The organism is Bacteroidota bacterium, from assembly GCA_016715945.1.
GTDB lineage: Bacteria > Bacteroidota > Bacteroidia > Bacteroidales > F082 > JALNZU01.
This window is the reverse complement of the sequence record JADJXJ010000001.1, coordinates 1,952,290-1,973,933: the sequence shown is the minus strand read 5'-3', so window position 1 is coordinate 1,973,933 and position 21,644 is coordinate 1,952,290. Positions and strand designations below refer to the sequence as shown.

The 21,644-nt window shown below is 51.6% G+C and carries 14 protein-coding genes, 1 tRNA gene and 1 pseudogene; 9 read left to right on the top strand and 7 right to left on the bottom strand.

Annotated elements, in window-relative coordinates; all coding sequences use genetic code 11:
- The first annotated feature begins 46 nt into the window (after positions 1 to 46).
- The 4 genes and pseudogenes from IPM52_07605 to IPM52_07590 all read left to right on the top strand — a co-directional run bounded on the left by IPM52_07605 (position 47) and on the right by IPM52_07590 (position 4,549).
- Entirely contained in the window at positions 47 to 1,009 is a 963-nt protein-coding gene (locus IPM52_07605; protein MBK9291475.1) for a substrate-binding domain-containing protein, read from the top strand.
- A complete protein-coding gene (locus IPM52_07600) occupies positions 1,006 to 1,800 on the top strand; it encodes an ABC transporter permease (GenBank protein ID MBK9291474.1) in 795 nt (264 codons plus the stop codon). The genes IPM52_07605 and IPM52_07600 overlap by 4 nt, the downstream gene beginning before the upstream one ends.
- The gene (locus IPM52_07595; GenBank protein MBK9291473.1) at positions 1,784 to 2,851 is read left to right on the top strand and encodes an ABC transporter ATP-binding protein; all 1,068 of its coding nucleotides are present in this window, start codon (positions 1,784 to 1,786) and stop codon (positions 2,849 to 2,851) included. Before IPM52_07600 ends, IPM52_07595 begins: the two co-directional genes overlap by 17 nt.
- Before the next feature lie 181 nt (positions 2,852 to 3,032).
- Positions 3,033 to 4,549, top strand: a pseudogene (locus IPM52_07590) (IS1634 family transposase).
- Between the two features lie 52 nt (positions 4,550 to 4,601).
- Here IPM52_07590 and IPM52_07585 read toward each other — a convergent pair.
- Positions 4,602 to 4,677: transfer RNA gene (locus IPM52_07585), tRNA-Lys, on the bottom strand.
- 119 nt (positions 4,678 to 4,796) lie between these two features.
- Here IPM52_07585 and meaB point away from each other — a divergent pair.
- Entirely contained in the window at positions 4,797 to 5,918 is a 1,122-nt protein-coding gene (meaB, locus tag IPM52_07580; GenBank protein MBK9291472.1) for a methylmalonyl Co-A mutase-associated GTPase MeaB, read from the top strand.
- A 201-nt stretch (positions 5,919 to 6,119) separates the two neighbouring features.
- On the top strand, positions 6,120 to 7,616 hold the full coding sequence (locus IPM52_07575) for a glutamine synthetase (GenBank protein ID MBK9291471.1): 1,497 nt from the start codon (positions 6,120 to 6,122) through the stop codon (positions 7,614 to 7,616).
- Positions 7,617 to 7,704: 88 nt separating this feature from the next.
- On the opposite strand, the gene IPM52_07570 is transcribed toward IPM52_07575, so the two are convergent.
- Positions 7,705 to 8,763, bottom strand: a complete 1,059-nt coding sequence (locus tag IPM52_07570; protein ID MBK9291470.1) for a flippase-like domain-containing protein — start codon at positions 8,761 to 8,763, stop codon at positions 7,705 to 7,707.
- Positions 8,764 to 9,014: 251 nt separating this feature from the next.
- On the opposite strand from IPM52_07570, the gene IPM52_07565 reads away from it, so the two are divergent.
- The gene (locus IPM52_07565) at positions 9,015 to 9,443 is read left to right on the top strand and encodes an Hsp20/alpha crystallin family protein (protein MBK9291469.1); all 429 of its coding nucleotides are present in this window, start codon (positions 9,015 to 9,017) and stop codon (positions 9,441 to 9,443) included.
- A gap of 131 nt (positions 9,444 to 9,574) precedes the next feature.
- The gene (locus tag IPM52_07560; protein MBK9291468.1) at positions 9,575 to 12,316 is read left to right on the top strand and encodes a S8 family serine peptidase; all 2,742 of its coding nucleotides are present in this window, start codon (positions 9,575 to 9,577) and stop codon (positions 12,314 to 12,316) included.
- A 94-nt stretch (positions 12,317 to 12,410) separates the two neighbouring features.
- Here the strand turns inward: IPM52_07560 and IPM52_07555 are convergent, their stop codons facing one another.
- From IPM52_07555 to IPM52_07535, 5 genes are all read right to left on the bottom strand, one after another.
- Positions 12,411 to 12,893 (bottom strand): hypothetical protein, encoded by a 483-nt coding sequence (locus IPM52_07555; GenBank protein ID MBK9291467.1) that lies wholly within the window; start codon positions 12,891 to 12,893, stop codon positions 12,411 to 12,413.
- Positions 12,894 to 12,917: 24 nt separating this feature from the next.
- Positions 12,918 to 14,267: a dihydroorotase gene (locus IPM52_07550; protein MBK9291466.1), complete on the bottom strand. Its 1,350-nt coding sequence runs from the start codon at positions 14,265 to 14,267 to the stop codon at positions 12,918 to 12,920.
- A gap of 11 nt (positions 14,268 to 14,278) precedes the next feature.
- The gene (locus IPM52_07545; GenBank protein ID MBK9291465.1) at positions 14,279 to 15,019 is read right to left on the bottom strand and encodes a polyprenol monophosphomannose synthase; all 741 of its coding nucleotides are present in this window, start codon (positions 15,017 to 15,019) and stop codon (positions 14,279 to 14,281) included.
- A 184-nt stretch (positions 15,020 to 15,203) separates the two neighbouring features.
- Positions 15,204 to 17,825, bottom strand: a complete 2,622-nt coding sequence (locus IPM52_07540) for a choice-of-anchor J domain-containing protein (GenBank protein ID MBK9291464.1) — start codon at positions 17,823 to 17,825, stop codon at positions 15,204 to 15,206.
- A 26-nt stretch (positions 17,826 to 17,851) separates the two neighbouring features.
- Entirely contained in the window at positions 17,852 to 20,368 is a 2,517-nt protein-coding gene (locus IPM52_07535) for a TonB-dependent receptor plug domain-containing protein (GenBank protein ID MBK9291463.1), read from the bottom strand.
- A 207-nt stretch (positions 20,369 to 20,575) separates the two neighbouring features.
- Here IPM52_07535 and IPM52_07530 point away from each other — a divergent pair, with 207 nt between their 5' ends.
- On the top strand, positions 20,576 to 21,619 hold the full coding sequence (locus IPM52_07530) for an endonuclease/exonuclease/phosphatase family protein (protein MBK9291462.1): 1,044 nt from the start codon (positions 20,576 to 20,578) through the stop codon (positions 21,617 to 21,619).
- Positions 21,620 to 21,644 lie beyond the last annotated feature (25 nt).

Sequence of the window (21,644 nt, the reverse complement as noted above, 5' to 3'; positions counted from 1 at the left end):
ACGATATCCCTTCAGAGGTCGGGTTACAATGCCTAAATTTGCCGTCATGTCTACAGAGCGCGCAATCTCATTTATTGCCCTGACCATACTTTTCAGCCTCGGTTGTCAGCCGGCCGGAAATCAACAGCCTAAGGAAAATGTCCTGACCATCCTGCATGCCGGCAGTCTGTCCGTACCTTTGAAGATGCTGGCAGACAGTTTTGCATTGCAACACCCGGGGGTAAGGTTTCGGATGGAGGCTGCCGGAAGTCTTGAAACCATCCGCAAGCTCACCGAGCTCAGTCGCAAGGCCGACATCGTGGCAGTGTCCGACGAAAAACTCATCCGCGAGCTGCTCATTCCCTACCATGCAAAGTGGAGCCTGCCTTTTGCCGGCAACGAGATGGTGATTGTTTACAGCCGCCCGGTAAGCGCAGACCATAAGCCGGATCAGCACAACTGGTTTGAATTGCTTACGGCAGCCGGCCGGCAGCTTGGGCGTTCCGATCCCGATCTCGATCCATGCGGCTACCGCACGGTGCTTGTGCTTCAACTGGCTGAAAAGTTTTACAACCAACCCGGGCTCACGGATAAAGTGTTGGAGATGAGCCGGAAAAATGTCCGCCCGAAAGAAACCGACCTGATTGCCCTGCTTCAAACCGGTCACCTCGATTACGCCTTTCTTTACCGCTCGATAGCAGTTCAACATAAAATGCCGTTTGTTGAGTTGCCAAAAGAAATCAACCTTTCCGATCCAGCCTATGGCCAGGAATACCTAAGGTCGGTGGTCGAAGTGAGAGGCCGGAAACCGGGCGAGAAAATCAGCTTGCAAGGCGAGCCCATCACCTATGGACTCACGATACCAGACCATGCGCCAAACCGATTGCTCGCTGAACAGTTTGTGGCATTTATTGCCGGCCCCGGAGGGCGTGCCATCCTCAAGTCGGCCGGACATCGTCCGCTTGATGATAGTTATCTGACTAATGATCAGACTCTTCCGGATTTTCTTTTTAATAAAGAACTGCCATGAAAATAGAGCGTAACCTGTTCAATTTGCTGTTTTCGCTCTTTGGTGGATTGCTGCTGGTGTTTGTCATTGCGCCTGTGGCAGGTTTGCTCCTATCGTCGGGAGTGGAGGGCCTGGTGGAAGCAGCCGGCGACAACGAAGTGCGGCAGAGCATCGGGCGAACCCTGTTGCTGGCCATGCTGGCGACAATGTTTTTTGCTTTGCTCACCGTGCCTTTTGCCTGGCTGGTTGCCCGCCGTAACTTTCCGTTTCGCAGGCTGTTGCTGGCCGTCATCAACATACCGGTGGTTATCCCCCATTCAGCTGCAGGTATCGCATTGCTTGGGGTGCTCTCGCGCGAAAACGCATTTGGCCGGCTGGCCGAATCCATCGGGATATCGTTCGTCAATAATCCTCTTGGCATCTTCATGGCCATGGCGTTTGTCAGCCTGCCTTACCTTTTCAATGCCGCCCTCGACGGATTTGCCATGGTGCCCGAAATGTACGAGAAAGTGGCCCGAAGCATGGGGGCCGGCAACCTGAGGATCTTCCGGACCATCAGTCTGCCGCTTGCCGGCCGAAGCATCCTGAGCGGAATGGTGATGATGTGGGGCAGGGGAATGAGCGAGTTTGGCGCCATCGTCATCATTGCCTACCACCCCATGACCACCCCCGTGATGATTTACGAGCGTTTCACCAGCTTCGGACTCGATTATGCCCGCCCGGTTACCGCACTCTTTGTGCTCATCTGTCTGATTGTGTTTGTATTGCTGAATATCTTATCCCGTCCCGGCAAGCATGTTGGAAATCGTTGATCTTAAGCGTAAAGCAGGCGATTTCAGCCTGCACATCGAACACCTCAGCCTCGCAGAAGGCGATCTGATGGTGCTGCTCGGACCCTCGGGTTCGGGCAAGACCATGTTGCTCGAACTCATTGCAGGCCTGGAGAAAGCCGATTCGGGCCAGGTCGTGCTCGATCATCAGGACATCACCAAAACCCCTGCCTCGCAAAGGTCCGTCGGGATGGTTTTTCAGAAACAATGGCTTTTTCCGCACATGAGTGTGGAGGAAAATATTGCTTATGGACTGAAAAACAAAGGGTTGACTAGAGCTGAGATCAAAAACAGGGTGCATGAACTGGCAAGCCTGACCCACTGCACTGAACTCCTCAAGCGCAAAGCCGACAAGCTCTCGGGCGGCGAAGCTCAACGTGTGGCCATCGCACGTACACTCGCTTTAAAGCCTCGCATCCTTTTGCTCGACGAGCCACTGGCCAACCTCGACAGCAGCCTGCGTGCCGATGTGCTGTCGCTCATCAGGCAATTGCACCGCAAGGGGCAAACCATCATCCATGTGACGCACGATTACCGCGAAGCCATTGCCCTTGCCATCAATATCGTTGTGATGCATCAGGGCAGGGTGCTCCAGCAAGGCGCCCCCACAGAGGTCTTTTCCCGGCCGCGCAATGCCTTCGTGGCTTCATTTGCAGGCATCCGAAACTATTTCGCCGGAACACTCCTTCCCGCCGACACCTCCGATTCCAATCTGAAAATCTTTAAATCGGGTCAACTCTCGCTCTGGTTGACCTCGGCCTACACCCCACCCATGACCGGTCAGGTCATCATTCCGGCCCGGGCCATCACGATCTCGTCCCAGGCCGTGCAAACCAGTGCAGTGAATCAGTTTGAAGGGGTGGTAATAGATTTGTTCGACCTGCCGGAGGGCGTAGAAGTATCCGCCGATGTGAGGGGTACCACACTTAGGGCCGTGGTGACAAGGCAGTCGGTCGAACGTCTCAGCCTGGGTGTGGGCGCGAAGGTGTTTCTGCAGTTCAAGGCCGGTTCGGTGGATTTTGAACCGGATTGAGTTTGTATGAAAAAGAAAAGCTGCAAACCATTGGCTTACAGCTTTTTGGTCTCCCTCCTGACTTCCGCAGACTTTTTTGAATTTTTGAATTTTGCATTGTAAGTTGTTGTATGTCTGTGTTTTAAAAATTGGGTGTTTGGAATTTTGGGTGTTAATTTGGTTTTTGTTATGATATTTGCGGGTGTTTGTCAGGAAGCTAAAGCATAAAAGCGGCAGGATCTATGTACAAGTAGTTGAGAAGCTTAACCGCAAGTATAAAGTTAGGAAGAGTTTTGGGGCTGCCACTGATGAGGATGCTTTAGAGGCTCTGGTAAGACGGGCTCAACAATGGATTAAAGAGTATCAGTCGTTAGCGGAGTTTGACTTTGACCAGGAGAGAGCCGTTTATGCGGGTCTGCTCGACGCTATCACATCCCACAAGCTTGTTGGTATCGATCTGATTCTGGGAAAGATATTTGATGAGATTGGTTTTAATCAGGTCATTGATCCGTTGTTTAAATACTTGGTTTTGTACAGGTTGGTTTATCCCAGGAGTAAATTAAAGACAACAGAATACCTTTACCGGTATGCCCAGAAATCCATTTCGGAGGACAATATTTATCGATACATGGACAAGCTTTATAACACTCAGAAGGAGCTTGTTCAGCAAATCAGCTATAAGCACACGATGCGTATACTTGCCCAAAGGGTTCAAGTGGTGTTTTTATGATGTAACGACGATTTATTTTGAGACCGACGGTGAAGATGATTTTCGGCGCACGGGATTTTCGAAAGAAGGAAGGCATCAAAATCCACAAATTGTTTTAGGGCTGCTTGTCAGTCAAGGAGGCTATCCTTTGGCTTACGATGTTTTTGATGGAAAAAAATTCGAAGGGCATACCATGTTACCCGTTATCAATGGGTTCAAGCAAAAGTATAACATCGAAAAACTGACTGTTGTAGCTGATTCAGGTTTGCTGTCGCAATCTAACATTGAAGAGCTTACAGTCAACGGACATGATTTTATTTTAGGAGCAAGGATCAAAAATGAAGCTCAGTGGATAAAAGAAAAGATCTGCAGCCATACTTTTAATGATGGTGACACAATAGTCATTGAGAAAGAAGGGTTCAGGCTTTTAGTCAACTACTCCCATCAAAGAGCAGAAAAAGATAAATACAACCGGGAAAAGGGGCTTAAACGATTAGAAAAAGCAATCAAGACAGGCAGGCTTACAAAAGCAGCTATCAACAATCGAGGCTACAACAAATTCCTGGAAATAGATGGGCAAGTTCAAGTTCGCATTGATCAGCAAAAGATACAGCAAGACCAAAGATGGGATGGCTTAAAGGGATACTTGACCAATTCTACCCCTGCCCAAAGAGGAAATACTTGAAAACTACAACCAACTGTGGCTAATTGAGCGTGCTTTCAGAATTGCTAAAACAGATCTGAAAATCAGACCAATCTTCCACTATAAGCAAAGAAGGATTGAAGCACACATCTGCCTGAATTTTGTGGCATATAAAGTTTTCAAAGAGCTTGAAAGACAGTTAAAAGAGAAATGTTCAGATCTCTCAGCAGAAAAAGTAATTGAAATCGCACAAAGCATTTACGAAATCGAAATTACCACCCCAAAACAAAAAGAAAAAATCAAGAAAATCCTACTGCTGACCGAAGAGCAAATGAAACTGGCCCAAATCTTTGATATAGGGTGTTAATTTGCGGAAGTCAGGAAAAAGAAAAGCTGCAAACCATTGGCTTACAGCTTTTTGGTCTCCCTGCCAGGACTCGAACCTGGGACCCGCTGATTAAGAGTCAGCTGCTCTACCAACTGAGCTACAGAGAGTAGAAATCGGGGTGCAAAGTTAAGAAAAGATTATCGTTTGCTGTCAAATTATTTTAAGCTTTTGTAGTGGTCAAAACCGGTAGCCCGGGCCATCCGGATATTTGTACCTTTGCAATACCATGAAAAAGCAAAGGCCCGAAGATCAGACCATGGCGCTTAAAGTGAACGATGGCGTGGAGCAGCCAGCTTCAGTAAACCGTGCTGCCCTGTCGAATCTGGCCAACCGGCGCAAAACGCTGCTTGATGCCGAAGCTTATGTGGATGGTATTTTGCGTGGCGACCGGGTACTGCTGAGCCAGGCCATCACCCTGGTCGAGAGTAGTTTGCCGGCGCACCAGCAGCTGGCACAGCAGATCATACAGGCTTGTTTGCCGCACAGCAGCAAAGCAGTGCGAATTGGCATTACTGGGGTACCTGGTGCAGGCAAAAGTACCTTCATCGAAGCCCTGGGGATGCATCTTGTGGGCAACGGGCATAAGCTGGCTGTGCTTGCCATCGATCCGAGCAGCCAGATTTCCAGAGGGAGCATACTGGGCGACAAAACCCGTATGGAGCAGCTAACCACCCATCCCAATGCCTACATCAGGCCATCGGCCTCGGCCGGCACCCTGGGTGGTGTGGCGCGCAAAACCCGCGAAACCATTGTGCTTTGCGAGGCAGCCGGCTTCGACACCGTGTTCGTCGAAACTGTTGGCGTGGGCCAGTCGGAGACCGCTGTGCACTCGATGGTCGATTTTTTCTTGCTCATCCTCATCGGGGGCGCGGGCGACGAACTTCAGGGCATCAAGCGCGGCATCATGGAAATGGCCGATGGCATTGTGGTGAACAAAGCCGACGGCGACAACGTGCCACGAGCAGAGCGTGCGCGCGCAGAATGCGAAAACGCCCTCCACCTTTTTCCGCCCCCGGCTTCTGGTGTGCCCACACGCGTACTAACCTGCTCGGCGCTCACCGGCTTCAACATCCCCGAAGTTTGGAAAATGGTGGAACAATTCCTGCAAACCACCAAAACCAACGGTTATTTCCAACATAAACGCAACAGCCAGCTGGTGCAAACCATGCACGACGCTGTGAACGAAACCCTGCAACGGACATTCTACGAACAGCCCCTCATCCAGGCTCAGATGTCCGAATTGGAACAGCAGGTACGCCACCAACAGCTCAGCGCCTATGTGGCTGCTTCGCAACTTTTAGATGCCTGGTTTGCCGCACTGCGAAACCAAAGTCCGCCGAAAGGTTGATGTTGTTAATGTAATCATCTGTTATTAAGTTGAATGTGAATTGTTGCTGCGGCCTTGTGGCAGCAAAGGGCAATCTGATGTGCTTTGGTTGTTTTTACTCGTTATAAATATAAATAGCCAGGACATTCCCAGTATGATTCCGCTTCGGGCTTTTCCCTAATTTTGTGGCCATTTTAAGCCAATGTTAAAAGATTAACAATCATGAACACTGCCATGAATCCCAATCCGCTGGTACAATACCTGAACAAGCCCTCGTCCGATTTCACCCGGGCCGACCTGATAAGGTATATCGAAGATCACGATGTTGCCATGATCAACTTCAGGTATGTGGCTTGGGATGGCAGGCTCAAGACGTTGAATTTTATCATCAACAGCCGGGAGCACCTCGACAGCATCCTGGCCACAGGAGAGCGCGTGGACGGCTCCAGTTTGTTTCCTTTTGTGGAAGCAGGCTCAAGCGATCTGTATGTGATTCCGAAATATCGCACGGCTTTTGTCAATCCCTTTGCCGATGTGCCCACCATAGATATTTTGTGTGGTTTCTACGACAGGCATGGCAATCCCCTTGAAGATTCACCGGAGTATATCCTGCGCAAGGCCCACAGGCTCATGAAAGCGCAAACAGGTTTCAGTTTCGAAACCATGGGCGAACTCGAGTACTACATCATATCTGATGAGACTCCACTCTATCCGGCTGTAAATCAGCGTGGTTATCACGAGTCATCTCCGTACAACAAGTTTGGCAATTTCAGGCGCCATGCCATGCGACTGATTGCCCAAAGTGGTGGTCAGATCAAATACGGGCATTCCGAAGTGGGCAATTTCTCACTTGGGGGCAAGGTATATGAGCAAAACGAGATCGAGTTTTTGCCTGTGAATGTGGAAGATGCCGCCGATCAGCTTGTGATTGCCAAGTGGATCATGCGTACGCTGGCCTGGCAATATGGGGTCACCCTTACTTTTGCACCCAAGATTGTGGCGGGCCGCGCCGGCAGCGGGTTGCATGTGCATACCCGCATCATGAAGGATGGCCGCAGCGCCATGATGCACCAGGGTAGCCTGAGCGAAACAGCCCGCAAAGCCATTGCCGGTTATCTGAAACTGGCCGCCTCGCTCACTGCTTTCGGCAACACCAATCCCACTTCCTATCTCCGTTTGGTTCCCCATCAGGAAGCTCCAACCAACATATGCTGGGGCGATCGCAACCGTTCGGTACTGGTGCGTGTGCCGCTTGGCTGGACCAATGAACACGACATGATTTCGGATGCCAATCCGCTCGAGAAACCACTTGAAGTCGATTTCAACGACAAGCAAACTGTGGAGTTTCGCGCACCCGACGGATCGGCCGATATTTACCTGCTTATGGCAGGCCTCACCGTGGCCGCCCGCCATGGCCTCACTTCGCCCGATGCGCTTGAGTTTGCCGAAAAAACTTATGTGGATATCAATATCTTCCACGACGAACACAAACACAAGACAGCTCAGCTCGAAAAACTTCCTGCCTCGTGCGTTGAATCGGCCGAAGCCCTGCTTCGCGATAAAGCCATCTACATGCAACACGGGGTATTCCCCGAGAATATTCTCACCTACGTGGTGAAGCATCTGCAGTCGTTCAACGACCGGAATCTGCGGGAGGAGTTGGGCAACGACGAGGAGAAAATCTTAAAGCTCGTCAGCCAGTATTTCCATTGCGGATAGAACCAAGGTGTCTGGTAATCAGTCTGTTTAATCCGGATCTGTTCACCGGTGATGTTACTTCATCCGGTCAACATGCCTCCGGTTTCTGCTACTCAATCTTCCTGTACACCGGTTTCTGAAACACCCTGTTGATCCAATTGGGGAGCACCAGTGCGCCCATGATCAGATAGGGATAATAACTGATCAGACGCCACAGTACTGCCAGGGGAATGACCCATGCGGCATTGGGAAGCATATCGGCCAGAAACTCTCCGAACACAATCTCCGAGATGCCGCTGCCTCCGGGCGTGGGACTCACCAGCAGGATAATCCACATGGTGAGCTGGCGGGCATAGATCAGAAAATGTTCTTTCAGCCCTAAGTGACTGAAAAAGAACGCCATGAAAATAAAGTTTGTGACCCAGTACCTCCCGGTCCACGACAGGGCAGTGGCTATAAAAGCCTTTGCCCAGTAGCCTGGTTTCTGGCCACGAAGTTCGTTGGATGTGATAATGAGCTGGTTGGCAAGCTTGCGCATTCGCATCCGCCACCGCCTGAGCAGGGGCAGCAGGAAGATATACGAGAGCATCCACTTGAAGAAGTATGGATTGATGAAAAGGGTGTAGGTGAGGATGATTGTGTAGGCCAGAATCAGCCCGTAACCGAGCAGCAGGGCAATCCGGATACTCCCCGAAAAAGCTTCAGAAAGCTCGGCTGGCAATACCATGTGACCAAAAAACAGATACATCAACGGAACCATCAGCACAAAAAACACCTCGTCCAGAAAAATGGAGGTTAGCACAACGGCTGTGCTCTTTCCTGTGTTGAGCCCTTCCTTATACAAAAACCAGATGGCCGGACCAGTGCCGCCGACCACTGAGGGTGAAACGGCAGAGCTGAATTCCCACAACATAATCACCTGAAACGACTGGCGCCAGCTCAGGGTTTTGCCGGTGAGCACCCTGATGCGGTACATATAGGCTACATCGCGCACGCCCATCATGGCCAGGGCCATCAACAATCCGCCGGCCGCAGCCCAGGTCCATTCGAAAAAGCCCAGGGTGTCGCGGTCAATATTCCGCGAAAGCAACCAGGCAGTGGCTGCAAGCCCAAAAACTACTGGCAGCAAAATGCGTCCAGGCCTGAAAATATGCTGCGGATTATCCAATGAAATCAGTCATTTACCCAACAAAAATAAGGCTATTCTCCTCAGCCAGTCCCGGCCGAATGGCCCCAAAATCAGCCCTTTGGTGTTAAGATACTTTAAAAAAATTCTTATCACCCAGACAAAATGACGTTCATCCGCTTATCATAACTGCCAAAATGACTGAAAAACCCATCCTTGTGCCCATGGCACATGATTTGACCGATGAGAGGCAAATCAACAAAGTCAACAACAAATTAAAGGAGGATAAAGTCATGAACATCATTCGATTCAATCAGCACCCGATCAGCATGTTGAATGAGATTATGGAAGATCTCGACAGGAATTTCTTCCGTGGTCCGGAAACCTATCTTGCCCGTCCGGCTGTAAATGTGATTGAGAAGGAGGACGGATTTGTGCTCGAAGTGGCTGCACCCGGCCTGAAAAAGGAAGATTTCCGGGTGAAGCTCGACAACCAGCTGCTCACCATTGCTGCCGAAGTGAACCAGAATAATGAAGAAAAGAACGAAAGGTACACCCGTCGCGAGTTCTGGTTTGGTTCGTTCGAGCGCAGCTTCCAACTGCCCAAAACTATCAACCTCGACCAGATTCGTGCCGACTACACCGATGGCATCTTGCGCATTAGCCTGCCAAAGAAAGAGGAAGCCAAAGTGGCTATCAACCGCGAGATAGCAGTTGTTTAAAAGCTATCATATAGATAATCAGAGCCCTGCAGCACGCTGCCGGGCTTTTTTATTTTCTCCTTTGTCTGTTTTCAAAAAACAATAATTCAGAAAAACGGTTATATTTGGCGCCATACCAATAATATTTATTGATGAAAATTAAACTGCTATCAATTTTTCTTACTTGCCTGATCTTTGTGGTGTTTGACGTGGCATGGTCGCAAGGCACCAACCAAAGGGCCTTGCATGATTTTGCCGCCCAAAAGGAAAGGGAATACCGCGATGCCCGCAAGCGGGTAGAAGCCTATGCGCAGCGTCACAATGTAGCCATCATAGAATTTAAAAATGATGGCACTGTGGTTCAGATGATCGACGTAGTGAACGGCAGGCCTGTTTATCAAACCACCGACAATGTGGGGGCAGCAATCACCACACGTGCTTTTGACTTGTGGGAAGGTGGCTCGACCGGGTTGGAACTTTCCGGAGAAGGATACGACAAGCTGGGCGAATGGGATGGAGGTGCAGTGCGCCGCACCCACCAGGAGTTCAACAATACAGGTGTGCAACGCGTAACCCAGACGGATGGTGCTACCTCGCTCAGCGACCATGCCACCCATGTGGCCGGCACATTGGTAGGAGGTGGAGTGGTGGCCAATGCCAAAGGCATGGCCTACAAAGCCACCCTGAAAGCCAACGACTGGAACAATGCAGAATCTGAGATGGCCAACCTTGCAGCACAGGGCCTCGAGCTTTCCAACCACAGCTATGGGTACATCACCGGATGGCACAGCAACAACGGGGTTTGGACCTGGTATGGCGACTCCACCATATCGAATCAGGAAGACTGGCGCTTCGGTTTTTATGGGAACCGCTCGCGCGATTGGGACATCATTTCCAACAACGCGCCTTATTATCTGATAGTTAAATCAGCTGGCAACGACCGCGGCCAGGGACCGGCAAACGCCGGAACCGGTGGTTTGCCCCCTGTTGACGGAGGCGCCTTGGGTTACGATTGTATCGGCGATGGAGGCACAGCCAAAAACGCCATGGCCATTGGCGCTGTCAATCAGGTGAACAACTACACTTCGCCGGCTTCGGTGGTGATGAGCAGTTTCAGCAGCTACGGCCCCACCGACGATGGGCGCATCAAGCCTGACCTTGTGGCCAAAGGGGTGAGCACCTATTCTGCCGGCTCCAACTCCAACACGCATTATTCCACCAAGAGTGGCACCAGCATGGCTTCGCCCAATGCTGCCGGAACAATGGCGCTTCTGCAGCAGCTTTATCAGCAAACCCATGGCGGGCAATCTATGCGTTCGAGCACCTTGCGTGGCCTGGTCATTCACACTGCTGACGAAGCAGGCACAACTCCCGGACCGGATTACCGTTTTGGCTGGGGATTGCTCAATGCAAAGGCCGCTGCTGAACTCATTGCCCAGGACGATGTATTGCAAAATGTGATTGATGAGATTGAACTTGAAGACGGAGTCGTGTACACCCGCGACATCCAGGCTTCCGGCAATGAACCCTTGCGCGTGACCATCGCCTGGATTGATCCTCCGGGCACCGTGCTGCCGCCACAGCTCAACCCGCGCACGCCCATGCTTGTGCACAACCTCGACCTTAAGGTGATCGGGCCGGACCTTACAGAATACTATCCCTATAGCCTTAACCCTGATAACCCCCAGGCTGCCGCCACCACCGATGGCAAAAACAATGTGGACAATGTGGAAATGGTTTTTATCCCCAATCCTGTGGCCGGCACCTACACCATTGTGGTGGATCACCAGGGAACATTGCAAAATGCGCAGAATTTCTCGCTCATCGTAAGTGGCATCAACGAATACCAGGGCGTTCCGTTCTGCTCTCCCGGTCTGATGAGCCCGGAGCAAGGCAGCCAGAACAACTTGCTCAACCTCACGGTCAGCTGGCAACTTGCGCCTTTTGCTACTTCCTACATGGTGTTCTTTGGCACCGATGGCGAAGGGCTGCAAACTCCATCCAACATCCTGAACGGTATGCTGGTTGAAGGAAACAGCATCGAAGTTCAGCTCGAACATAGCTCGACCTATTATCTTCAGGTGAAACCCATCAACGACTTCGGCATCAACGACGAGTGCGATATCATTTGGTCGTTCAACACCGTGGAGGCCATCTCGAGCTTCCCTTATGTGATGGATTTTGAGCAGGTTCCGGTATCGTCTATTCCGGAAGGCTGGCAACAGTTGTCGCAGGGTGCCGCCAAATGGCTGACTACTTCGCTGATCAGCAACCAGGGCAGCCGATCCGTGGGATGTTACAACACCACTGGTCTGAATCTGACCCAGTTTGACCACTGGCTCATCTCGAAACCCCTGGTGCTCGAGGCAGGTAAGGAATATCTGCTCAGGTTTGCTTACAGGGCATTTATGCCGGGCACCACAGAGCAGTTGACAGTTTACTGGGGTTCTGGGACCGATACGGCTTCATTTGTTCAGCCATTAATCAGCCTGAGCGGTTTCGACGGTGCTGCCGGATGGCAATGGGCCGAAACGCTGATCATTCCTGATCAGAGTGGAATGGGTTATTTGGCCTGGCATGCGCATACCCCTCAGGGATATGGGGTGTTTGTGGACGACATCAGCATCGAAGACTGGGGCGCTGTAGGTGTGACGGCCATCAACGCCAACACGCCCAGGGTAAGCTATGAAGGTGGTAAACTGCAGGTCTTCCTGCCCGAAGCGCTGAGCTCCGCCCGACTGAAGGTGCTCGATGCCGCCGGCCGGATAGTACTGGAAACCAAAGCCAACGGTGCCAATAAAATTGAACTGCCACTTCAGGTGAATGCCGGAGTTTACCTGCTCCGCATCGAAACACCACAAGCACTTGCACCGGTGAAATTCATTGTAAGATAACAAGATACGTATAGCAATGTGCTAAAAAAGCGGGAGATCATCTTCCCGCTTTTTTTCTTTTCTGCATACAATTTAGGTTCCCTGTCAGTCCGGATTATTCCACCAGCTCAGGGGCGATTTTCAGGGCTTCCAGTTCGGTGATGCTGCGTCCCTCTTCGTCCCACCAATACCATTTGCCCACCCGTTCACCATTCAGGTAAGCGCCTTCGATAAATTTTTTCCCGTTGGGGTGATACACGATGCCTTTCCCGTGGCGCAGTCCGTTCACAAACGATCCCACACTCCAGAGGTTGCCGTCTTCGTACCACGATTTCCATTCGCCATGACGAAGTCCGTCTTTCAGCGGGCCTTCCATGCTTTTCACACCGTTAGGATGATACTGGATTTCTTTAACCACAGTGCGCACCCCGTCCACATTGGCATAAAGCCACACCTTGCGCGCCTGGCCATTGTCCCAGAGGTCCACAATCTCAGAGGCTACGGCTTGTGGTTCGGATGGGGTGCGGTTGGCGCAGGAAGCCGAAAACAATAAAATCATCAATAAACCTGAAAAGACATAACCTGACAGTCTGTGCATCGCATGTGTCATATTTCGGGTTGATTATCTGTCGAATTGAAGGCGCATGCCATTGCCCGGCTCAGCAAATTTACCCTGATCGTAAACAATCTGGCCGTTGACCAGGGTCATGATTACACTGCTGCTGAAACGGGTACCCTCGAAAGGCGACCAGCCGCATTTATAAAGCACATTTTCCTTGTTAACCGTCCATGGTCGGTTTGGGTCAACCAACACAAGGTCGGCAAAGTAGCCCTGTCTGATGAAGCCACGTTTATTGATTTTGAAAGCCATAGCCGGGGCATGGCAGGCTTTTTCGACAATTTTTTCGAGCGAAATTGTCCCGTCTTTCCATTTTTCGAGCATGGCTGGCAGCAGGTGCTGCACCAGTGGTCCGCCCGAGGGCGCCTTAAAATAAGGGGCCGATTTCTCAGCAATGGTATGTGGTGCATGATCGGTGGCCAGCACATCCAGGTGGTCGGTCAGGAGGGCTTGCCACAGCGCATCCCGGTCGGAGGAAGACTTCACGGCCGGATTCCACTTGATGAAGTTGCCCTTATCGGCATAATCTTCATCGCTGAACCACAGGTGATGGAGGCACACCTCGGCGGTTATTTTCTTCTCGGCCAGGGGGCTGGTGTTGTCGAACAGCTGCATTTCTCGGGCTGTGCTCAGATGCAGCACGTGCAATCTTGTGCCGCGTTTTGCTGCCAGTTCAACGGCCTGAGCCGAAGAGCGGTAACACGCCTCAGCATTGCGAATCAGGGGGTGCACCGAGCTGGGGGCATTGTCGCCATAGCGTGCCATGAAAGTGCGCGTGTTTTCCCGAATGAGCGGTTCGTATTCGGCATGCACGGCAACCAGGGTGGGCGCATCGGCAAATATGCCTTCGAGGGTTTTGGCATCATCCACCAGCATATTGCCGGTACTGGCGCCCATAAAAACCTTTATCCCGCAAACCTTTTTCGGATCGGTGCGCAACACCTCGTTCAGGTTGTCGTTCGAGGCGCCCATGTAGAAGGAGTAGTTGCACCACGATTTTTGGGCTGCAATTTCATATTTCTCCTCTAAAAGGTTTTGTGTCAGCGTATTGGGTATGGTGTTGGGCATCTCCATAAAGCTGGTGATGCCACCGGCCACAGCGGCGCGGCTTTCGGTGAATATATCCGCTTTGTGCGTCAGACCGGGTTCCCTGAAATGCACCTGATCATCAATCAGACCCGGCAAAAGGTAAAGGCCCCGGGCATTTATACGTGTATAGGCGCTGTATTGAGGCTTTTCTTCGCCAGGCGCAAGGATGTCGCTTATTTTATCGTGGCTGATCACCACATCGGCCTGATATTGCAGGCCTTCGTTGACCAGTGTGGCACCCCGGATAATCAGGACGCTGGGCATGAGATTTGGTTTTAGTTTTTTGCAACGGGTTTGATGCGCCCGGTAAGTCCGCGCCAGCGTAGGGTGAGCACGCCCAACACTGCTTCGCGAAAGATCTTCTTGTTCATTTTGGAGGTGCCTTCCGTACGGTCGGTGAAGATTATGGGCACTTCAACTATCCTGAAGCCCAGTTTCCAGGCGCTGTATTTCATCTCGATCTGGAAGGCATAGCCAACAAACTTAATCTTATCTAAGTTGATGGTTTCAAGCACTTTACGTTTGTAGCACACAAAACCGGCGGTGGTGTCGCGCACTTTCATTCTAGTGATGAGGCGCACATAAGCTGAGGCATAGTACGACATCAGCACACGGCCCATGGGCCAGTTTACCACATTGACGCCTGTGATGTACCTTGAGCCCACAGCCACATCGGCCCCGTTGCGGCAAGCTTCAAGCAGCCTGGGCAGGTCGGCAGGATTGTGCGAGAGGTCGGCATCCATTTCGATGATATGATCGTAGGCACGCGCCAGTCCCCATTTGAAACCATGGATATAAGCCGTGCCCAGGCCGAGTTTGCCTTTGCGTTCTTCAATAAACAACCTGCCTTCGAATTCCTTCATCAAACGTTTGACAATGTCAGCCGTTCCGTCGGGACTATTATCCTCAACCACAAGCACATGGAAAGGCTCGCTGAGGGCAAAGACTGTTCGCAGCACATTTTCGATGTTTTCTTTCTCGTTGTAGGTGGGTATAATTACAAGGCTTCGGCTCATGCTGAATGATTGTTATGCTTTGATCAAACGTCGTTTAAAGGTGCAAAATTGCAAAAAATAAGTGAGCCGTGATGGTGTCCGGCCCGGCAGCCTGTCGAACCTTGTGAGTAGCTCTACCGACCTTGACAATAAAAAATGGCCACCCGATCTGTCAGGTGGCCATTTTGTTTTGCAGGTGTGCTGACTAGTTCTTTACTACGACCTTGCTCACTTCCCAGGTCGAGGCAATTGTTTCAGAAGAGCGATACCGGAAGGCGATGCGCACGTTGGACTGTCCGCCATAGGCAGCCAGGCTGATGTCGCCGCTGTCTACAAAAGTCCAGTTGTTTCCGGAGGGCCTGTTGGGTACGGTGAGCTCTGTCCAGGTGGCGTCGTTGGGATTTCCGCCGGTGTAGTTGGTCGAAACCATGACTTGCAGGAACGACCACTCATTGCTCACGAAGTTGGCTGCCTGACGGATATTGAGCACGGCATTGTTGATGCCGGTGAGGTTGATGGCAGGCGAAATGAGCCAGTCTTCGTTGGGTAAGCGGTTGGGGTTGACATAACCTGTCATCACTGCGCATCCGCCGTCGAAATTGCCCCAGGTCCATACCTGATCACCAACCACGCTCACGGCTGAGAATACTCCAAGATTCGTGACAAAATCTTCGGAGAAAATAGTATTTCCGCCGCCACCGCCGCCACCGCCGCCTTCGAGCACGAAATCGCTGGTGGTTCCGGGGGCATCGCGCAATCCGGCAATGCCAAAATAGGTGCGCAATGTGCCTGTCACGGAGAGACGTTTTCCGAGGTTGCCGGGATTATCCATCAGATTGACCTGTGTGCGCAGGGCTGAGCCTGCGGGCAGGTTCACGGCAATGCATTTGGTGTAATCATTTTCGGTGGGCGAGTCGGCAATCAGCACATTCGTGGCTGAAGTGAAAGGCCCTGTCCAGTGAATATCGGCCGAGGAACTGATGGAGCTAACCCCGCTTTTGACCGAACCAACAATATAACCTCTGACCCAGCCTACTACATAGGGCGTGGCATTTTGCTTTTCAATGCCCTGGGCTACGGTGAAGGGGTCGTTCTGGGTGCCGGTGCCGCCACCGCCACCACCGCCACTGCCCTGCAGCACAAAGTCGCCGGTCTGTCCGGGGGCATCGCGCAATCCGGCAATGCCGAAATAAGTGCGCAGCGTGCTGGTTACTTTGAGTTGTTTTTTGAGATTACCCGGATTGTCGAGCAGGTTAACCTGGGTGCGCAGCGGTGTGCCCGAGGGCAGGTTGACTGCCACCATCTTTGTAAAGTCGGTTTCGTTCATGTTGCTGGCCAGCAATACATTGGTTGCCGAACTGAATGGTGCGGAGAAATCAATATCGGCAGCCGAACTCACGCTGCTCACACCACTTTTTACTGCACCAACAATATATCCTTGCACCCATCCCACCACATAGGGGTTGGCATTCTGTTTTTCGATGGCTTCCTCCACGGTGAACGGATTGTCGATGGTTCCGGCATTGCCGCCTCCACCGCCGCCTCCACCGCCGCTTTGGGTGCCGATATACACATCGTCAATGCGGTAAGAGGTCGAGAGGGTATGGCTTCCGTTGTATCTGAAAGCAACAGCAATCTTTCCCTCGGGGATGAAAGGCGACAGGTCGATGTCGCCCGATTCAATCCAGGCGTTGTCGGCATCGCTTTGGTTGGCCAGGCGGGCATTGATGGGTGTCCAGGATGCAGCGGCAATGTTGGTGCCGTCGAAGTTGCTCGATACCAGCACGGTCAGAGGCTGTTCGTTTCCATGAGCCCAGAAAGCTTTGGCAGTTTTGAAGCGCAGTTTCTTGGCCACATCCATTTTAACCGGAGGTGTGATGAGCCAGGAAACAATGCTGTTCTGGTTCGAGTTGTAACCGGTAGCCTGGGCATAGCCGTTTCCGCTGAATATCTTTCCTTGCCACTTGCGTGTGCCGGCTTCGGCAATGTTCGACCAGCCCTGGAAGTTGATGTCCACATCGGCAGTCACGCCATCGAAGTTCTGGTTTACCTCATCCACCGGCGTGAGGCCGCCGCCTCCACCGCCTCCATCACAACGCGTGTCGTTCATCTGCACTTCGGAAAGGGTGCGCACATAGAGCTGCCAGGTGTTGTTGAATACCCCGGCCACGGCCACCAGTCCGCCCTTGCCGTTGGGAAGGTTCTTGGTAGCAAAATTGGCAAAGTTGCTGGTGCGCACGATGATCGTCCTGCCATCGCAATCTTCGAGCATGCGGTTTGTGGTGGCATTGCTTTCGCTCCAGGTACGGGCCGTATCCCCGGCAATAAACTGTACATCTTTCAGATAGATGAGTTTGGCCTGGTAATTTCCGCTCAGGATCTGTGGAATGGTAACGGTGTCAGGCTTGCGGTAGCGTTGGTTGGCCAGGATCACAATATTGCTGTCGTTGTGCACATTATCGAGTTGACGCATGCCATTGTATGTGGACAGAAGTACGTTTTTGAGGTACACCCTGATGGAATCGCCCACACGCAGTCCACCCGATTCTTTCAGCCTGACATTGATGGCGCCTGTGGCATCCTGAATGTATGCATTGCGGTAAATGTTGCCTGAGGTTTCGTCCATGGTTACAACGGCATAAACCGATGCATCTTTGTTGAACTGGGTAGCTCCGGTGGTATTGAGCATGTTGATGAGGTCTCCGATGGTGTACACATCGCCCACAGGAAGCTGTCCGATGGGAGGCTTGTCGAATTCCTGCTTGACGCAGGCGCCGGCAAGAAACAACAAAATCAAAAATGAGGTGATGAGCTGAAACTTTTTCATATTGCTTTAAATCAAATATTTATGTCTTAATTTTTTCGGTAGGTGAGGCTGACGAAATAAGTGGTTCCGTACATGTAGGCATATTTGGCCGGAAAACGGTCAGGATCGCGCAGGTCGGTGCGGAGCTGTTCAAATCCCCAGGAAACGATGTCGCGCTGATTGAGGATGTTGTTCACGCTTACGTTGAGCAGCAACAATCCGTCCTTCACCCGCCACGATTTTCCCCCGAAGAAATCGAGGGTAAATCCCGGATCGAGTTTTTTCTGTGAGAGCAATTTGTCGATGCGGATGTCGCCTTCGGCATAGCGGCTCATGGCTTCTTTGGTGTGGTTGTCCGGATTGGGTTCCAGGTAGGCATTGTCGAAGTAGTTGCCGCTCAGCCCTGCAAACCAGAATTTTGGGGAGTTGTAGCGCAAACCACCTGAATAAATGGTTTGTGGGGAGCCACCCACATAATAGTTTTTCAGGTAAACGGTCCGGTTCTCGGCAAGGAGTTTGGAATCGTTATCTGCCGAAATGGTCACATTGGGCCTGTTGGTAAAGATATGGATGCCATGTCCGGCAACGGCATGGGCCGAGAGGGTAGGCGATAGGTTGATTTCGGCGCCAAACTCAATGCCCTGGCTGCGCGTATCCACATCAATCATGGCATAATTGACAAATGCGCGCAGGTCTTCGTGATAATAGCTTCTGGTCCACAAGTCGTTATGCACCTCGGTATGATAAACAGTGAGCCTGGCCTTGAGATTAGGCGACCGCAGGATGTAGTTCAGGTCGGCGCCCAGCAAGTTTTGGTTGTTGATTTGGCTGACTTTTGTGTCGCGTGTGCGGGGCGAGAGGTACACATCGCGGAAATAAGGAGGCCTGGTGAGCATGGCAGCATTGGCCATGAGGTAATTACGGCCGTCGATGGCATAAATGGCTCCTGCTTTAATGCCATAATTCAAAAAACTCGTCTTTTGGTCATCCCCGAAAGAGTTGTCAGGAAAGCGGCCGTTTTGCATGTTGCCCGTTCGCCAGAACTCAGTGCTGCTGACTTTTGCACCAAGATAGGTTTCCAGCCTGCGAAACTTGTGTTCGGCCTGCGCCCAGAGCTCGGCAGCATTGACATTGGCAATGTAATCATAGCCAAAAATATCACCTTCTTTGATGATTCTGTTGGGGCGACGCAGGTCGTTTTGTGAGGCATCCGTAATGCCAAATGGTTCCTGGTCGGAATATTTGTCAATGTCGAGCCAGAAATCTCCTCCAAGCAGGTCGTTGAGCCGCTTGTGGTGATGTGTTTTCGAGCTGGTATAGCTCAGGCCACCGGCAATGCGGGTGGCAGCGTTCAGCTGGTGCTGTGCGTTGACCGTCAGACCTACCATATTGCGGTCCATGCGGCGGTCTTCCACAATATACTTCGACTTATTGCCGGTGTAAGTGTTTCCGGCAATGCCGTTGGCGTTGTTAATGGTAGCCAAATTCTTGCTGTTGGCAAAGTAGAAATGATCCCAGCGCAGCTGCCTGAACTGCTCATTATTGGTCCACTGGTCAAGATAATAGGCATAATTGCTCTCGTCGGACCGTTGTTTCCAATAGCTGGGCAGGTTGCGGTAATAGTCTGGTCTCGGGTCGTTGGCTTCGTTCCAGTCGAGGGCCGTGCTTCCTCCTGGCCCAAACCAGGTGAAGGCGGTGGTCTGGACAGTGGTTTTCTCGCCGGGCGTCCAGTAGTGCGAGAGTTGGATGACCGGCTGGTTGTATGAGTTAACCCTGGCGTTGCGTATTTTTCCGTTCTGGTAGCCCCAGTTGGCGTTGTAGTAGTTTGTTCCTGCCAGATCGTAAGCTTCCTGCACCGACACCGAAGCCATGCCGCGTTTTGTTGGCGCAGCAAAAGCAATCAGCCCAAAGCTGTGTTTACTATTCAGTCTTTTTTCGACGGAAGCAAACCACGACCATGCATCGTAGAAAGTGCCAGGCACATAACCATTTACAGCCCATCGGCGCGAGCCGTTCAGTGTCACCGCCCAGCCATTTTCCTGCATGCCGGTGGCATAGAGGAGCATCAGGCGGTTGTTGTAGCTGCGGTTGCTGGCGGCATAGCTCAGATTGAGCGCCTTGCGAAACTGACTGGCCCGGCCAAGTATGTTGGTCACACCGCCAATGCCACCAAACGACCAGTCGGACGTACCAATGCCATTGCTCACTTCCGTGAAACGGGTGGCATCGTTCAGTCCGCCCCAGGTGGAATAGCTGGCCCGACCTGTCTCCAGATCGTTCATGCTCACACCGTTAAACAGTACAGTGGTGTTTTCCGAATCCAGACCGCGCATGCGAAACCTCACCGAACTAAAGTTGAAACCGGCTGTCGAAACAAAAATGTCCCTCGACGACTGAAGCAGGCCTGAGATATCGTTGGCAGCCCTGCCTCCGTCAAGCTCGCCCTCGGTAAGGGTAATCACCGGAAGCGCCGCCTGGTTCACCATCACAGAGGTGTCGGTCTGGGCAGGGAGAAAATGCCCGAAAGCAAGTGCACCCAGCAAAATGAGTAGTTTTTTTCTCATATACAGAATCCTAACTTTTCAATATCCGGCAAAGGTAGTGGAATGTTGACTAGCTGGCATTAAAGGAAGATAAATTGCGCTATTAAGCCACTTAACGGCAATTTAACTCCGTTGATTTATTTGGTAAGGCAAACAATCATGACAATGTCCTAATTTTGGCAGAAAGATGCGATCCGGCAGCGTTGCCGGGTTCAAAATGACAAAATGATGAAATCTGGTATTACATTTTTGCTGTTGCTTTCGCTGCTGCTGGGTTCTGGGAAGGGATTTGCCCAGGAGAGGCAATTCAAGGTGGGCTGTATTGCTTTTTACAATCTCGAAAACTTGTACGACACCATCAACGACCCGCTGACAAACGATGAGGAGTTCACACCTCTGGGAGCAGCACGTTGGGATGGCAAAAGATATCTCCACAAACTGGGACGCATGGCCGAAGCAATCCAATCTATTGGACTTGATTTTTCGCCTGATGGGGCTGCCATTCTGGGGGTTGCCGAGGTCGAAAACCGTCAGGTGCTCGAAGATCTGGCCAGAATGCCTGCCATTGCTAATCGAAACTATCAGATCATTCATTACCACTCGCCCGATAGACGGGGCGTGGATGTAGCCATGTTTTACCAAGCAAAATATTTTAAACCGGTTCACCACAAAAGCTATCGCCTTACCGTTGATGGCATGCCCGATTTCCGTACAAGAGATCAACTGGTGGTCTCGGGCGATTTCGACGGCGAGCGCATACACATTATTGTCGGTCACTGGCCCAGCAGAAGGGGAGGCGAAAAACGTTCCATGCCCCTGCGCATGGCAGCTGCCAAACTTGCGCGGCATATTACTGACTCGCTTTTGAGCATCGACCCTAACGCAAAAATCATTAAGATGGGCGACCTTAACGACAATCCCACCAACAAAAGCCTCACGGAGGGATTGCGCGCCAAGGGCAGCACGAATGCCCTGAAGCCCGGTGATTTTTACAACCCCATGTATGCACTTTATCAGAAAGGTATAGGCTCCAATGCCTGGCGCGATACCTGGAGCCTTTTCGACCAGATTGTAATCAGCCAGGCCTGGTTAGGTGATAATTATTCATCGTATCGATTCCATACAGCCCGTGTGCACAACAAAGTGGAACTTACCCAACGGAGCGGCCGGTTCAAGGGATACCCTTTCCGTACCTATGTGGGAGGGGAATTCATGGGTGGATACAGCGACCACTTCCCGTCTTACATCATCGTTGTGAAGGCGGCTAATTAAAAAAATGAGCCCTCCTGGCGATTGG

Coding starts and splice junctions, on each gene's coding strand:
- IPM52_07605 (MBK9291475.1), top strand. CDS start 47: ATGTCTACAGAGCGCGCAATCTCATTTATTGCCCTGACCATACTTTTC.
- IPM52_07530 (MBK9291462.1), top strand. CDS start 20,576: ATGAAATCTGGTATTACATTTTTGCTGTTGCTTTCGCTGCTGCTGGGT.
- IPM52_07595 (MBK9291473.1), top strand. CDS start 1,784: ATGTTGGAAATCGTTGATCTTAAGCGTAAAGCAGGCGATTTCAGCCTG.
- IPM52_07540 (MBK9291464.1), bottom strand. CDS start 17,825: ATGAAAAAGTTTCAGCTCATCACCTCATTTTTGATTTTGTTGTTTCTT.
- IPM52_07545 (MBK9291465.1), bottom strand. CDS start 15,019: ATGAGCCGAAGCCTTGTAATTATACCCACCTACAACGAGAAAGAAAAC.
- IPM52_07600 (MBK9291474.1), top strand. CDS start 1,006: ATGAAAATAGAGCGTAACCTGTTCAATTTGCTGTTTTCGCTCTTTGGT.
- IPM52_07550 (MBK9291466.1), bottom strand. CDS start 14,267: ATGCCCAGCGTCCTGATTATCCGGGGTGCCACACTGGTCAACGAAGGC.
- IPM52_07565 (MBK9291469.1), top strand. CDS start 9,015: ATGAACATCATTCGATTCAATCAGCACCCGATCAGCATGTTGAATGAG.
- IPM52_07560 (MBK9291468.1), top strand. CDS start 9,575: ATGAAAATTAAACTGCTATCAATTTTTCTTACTTGCCTGATCTTTGTG.
- IPM52_07535 (MBK9291463.1), bottom strand. CDS start 20,368: ATGAGAAAAAAACTACTCATTTTGCTGGGTGCACTTGCTTTCGGGCAT.
- meaB (MBK9291472.1), top strand. CDS start 4,797: ATGAAAAAGCAAAGGCCCGAAGATCAGACCATGGCGCTTAAAGTGAAC.
- IPM52_07575 (MBK9291471.1), top strand. CDS start 6,120: ATGAACACTGCCATGAATCCCAATCCGCTGGTACAATACCTGAACAAG.
- IPM52_07555 (MBK9291467.1), bottom strand. CDS start 12,893: ATGCACAGACTGTCAGGTTATGTCTTTTCAGGTTTATTGATGATTTTA.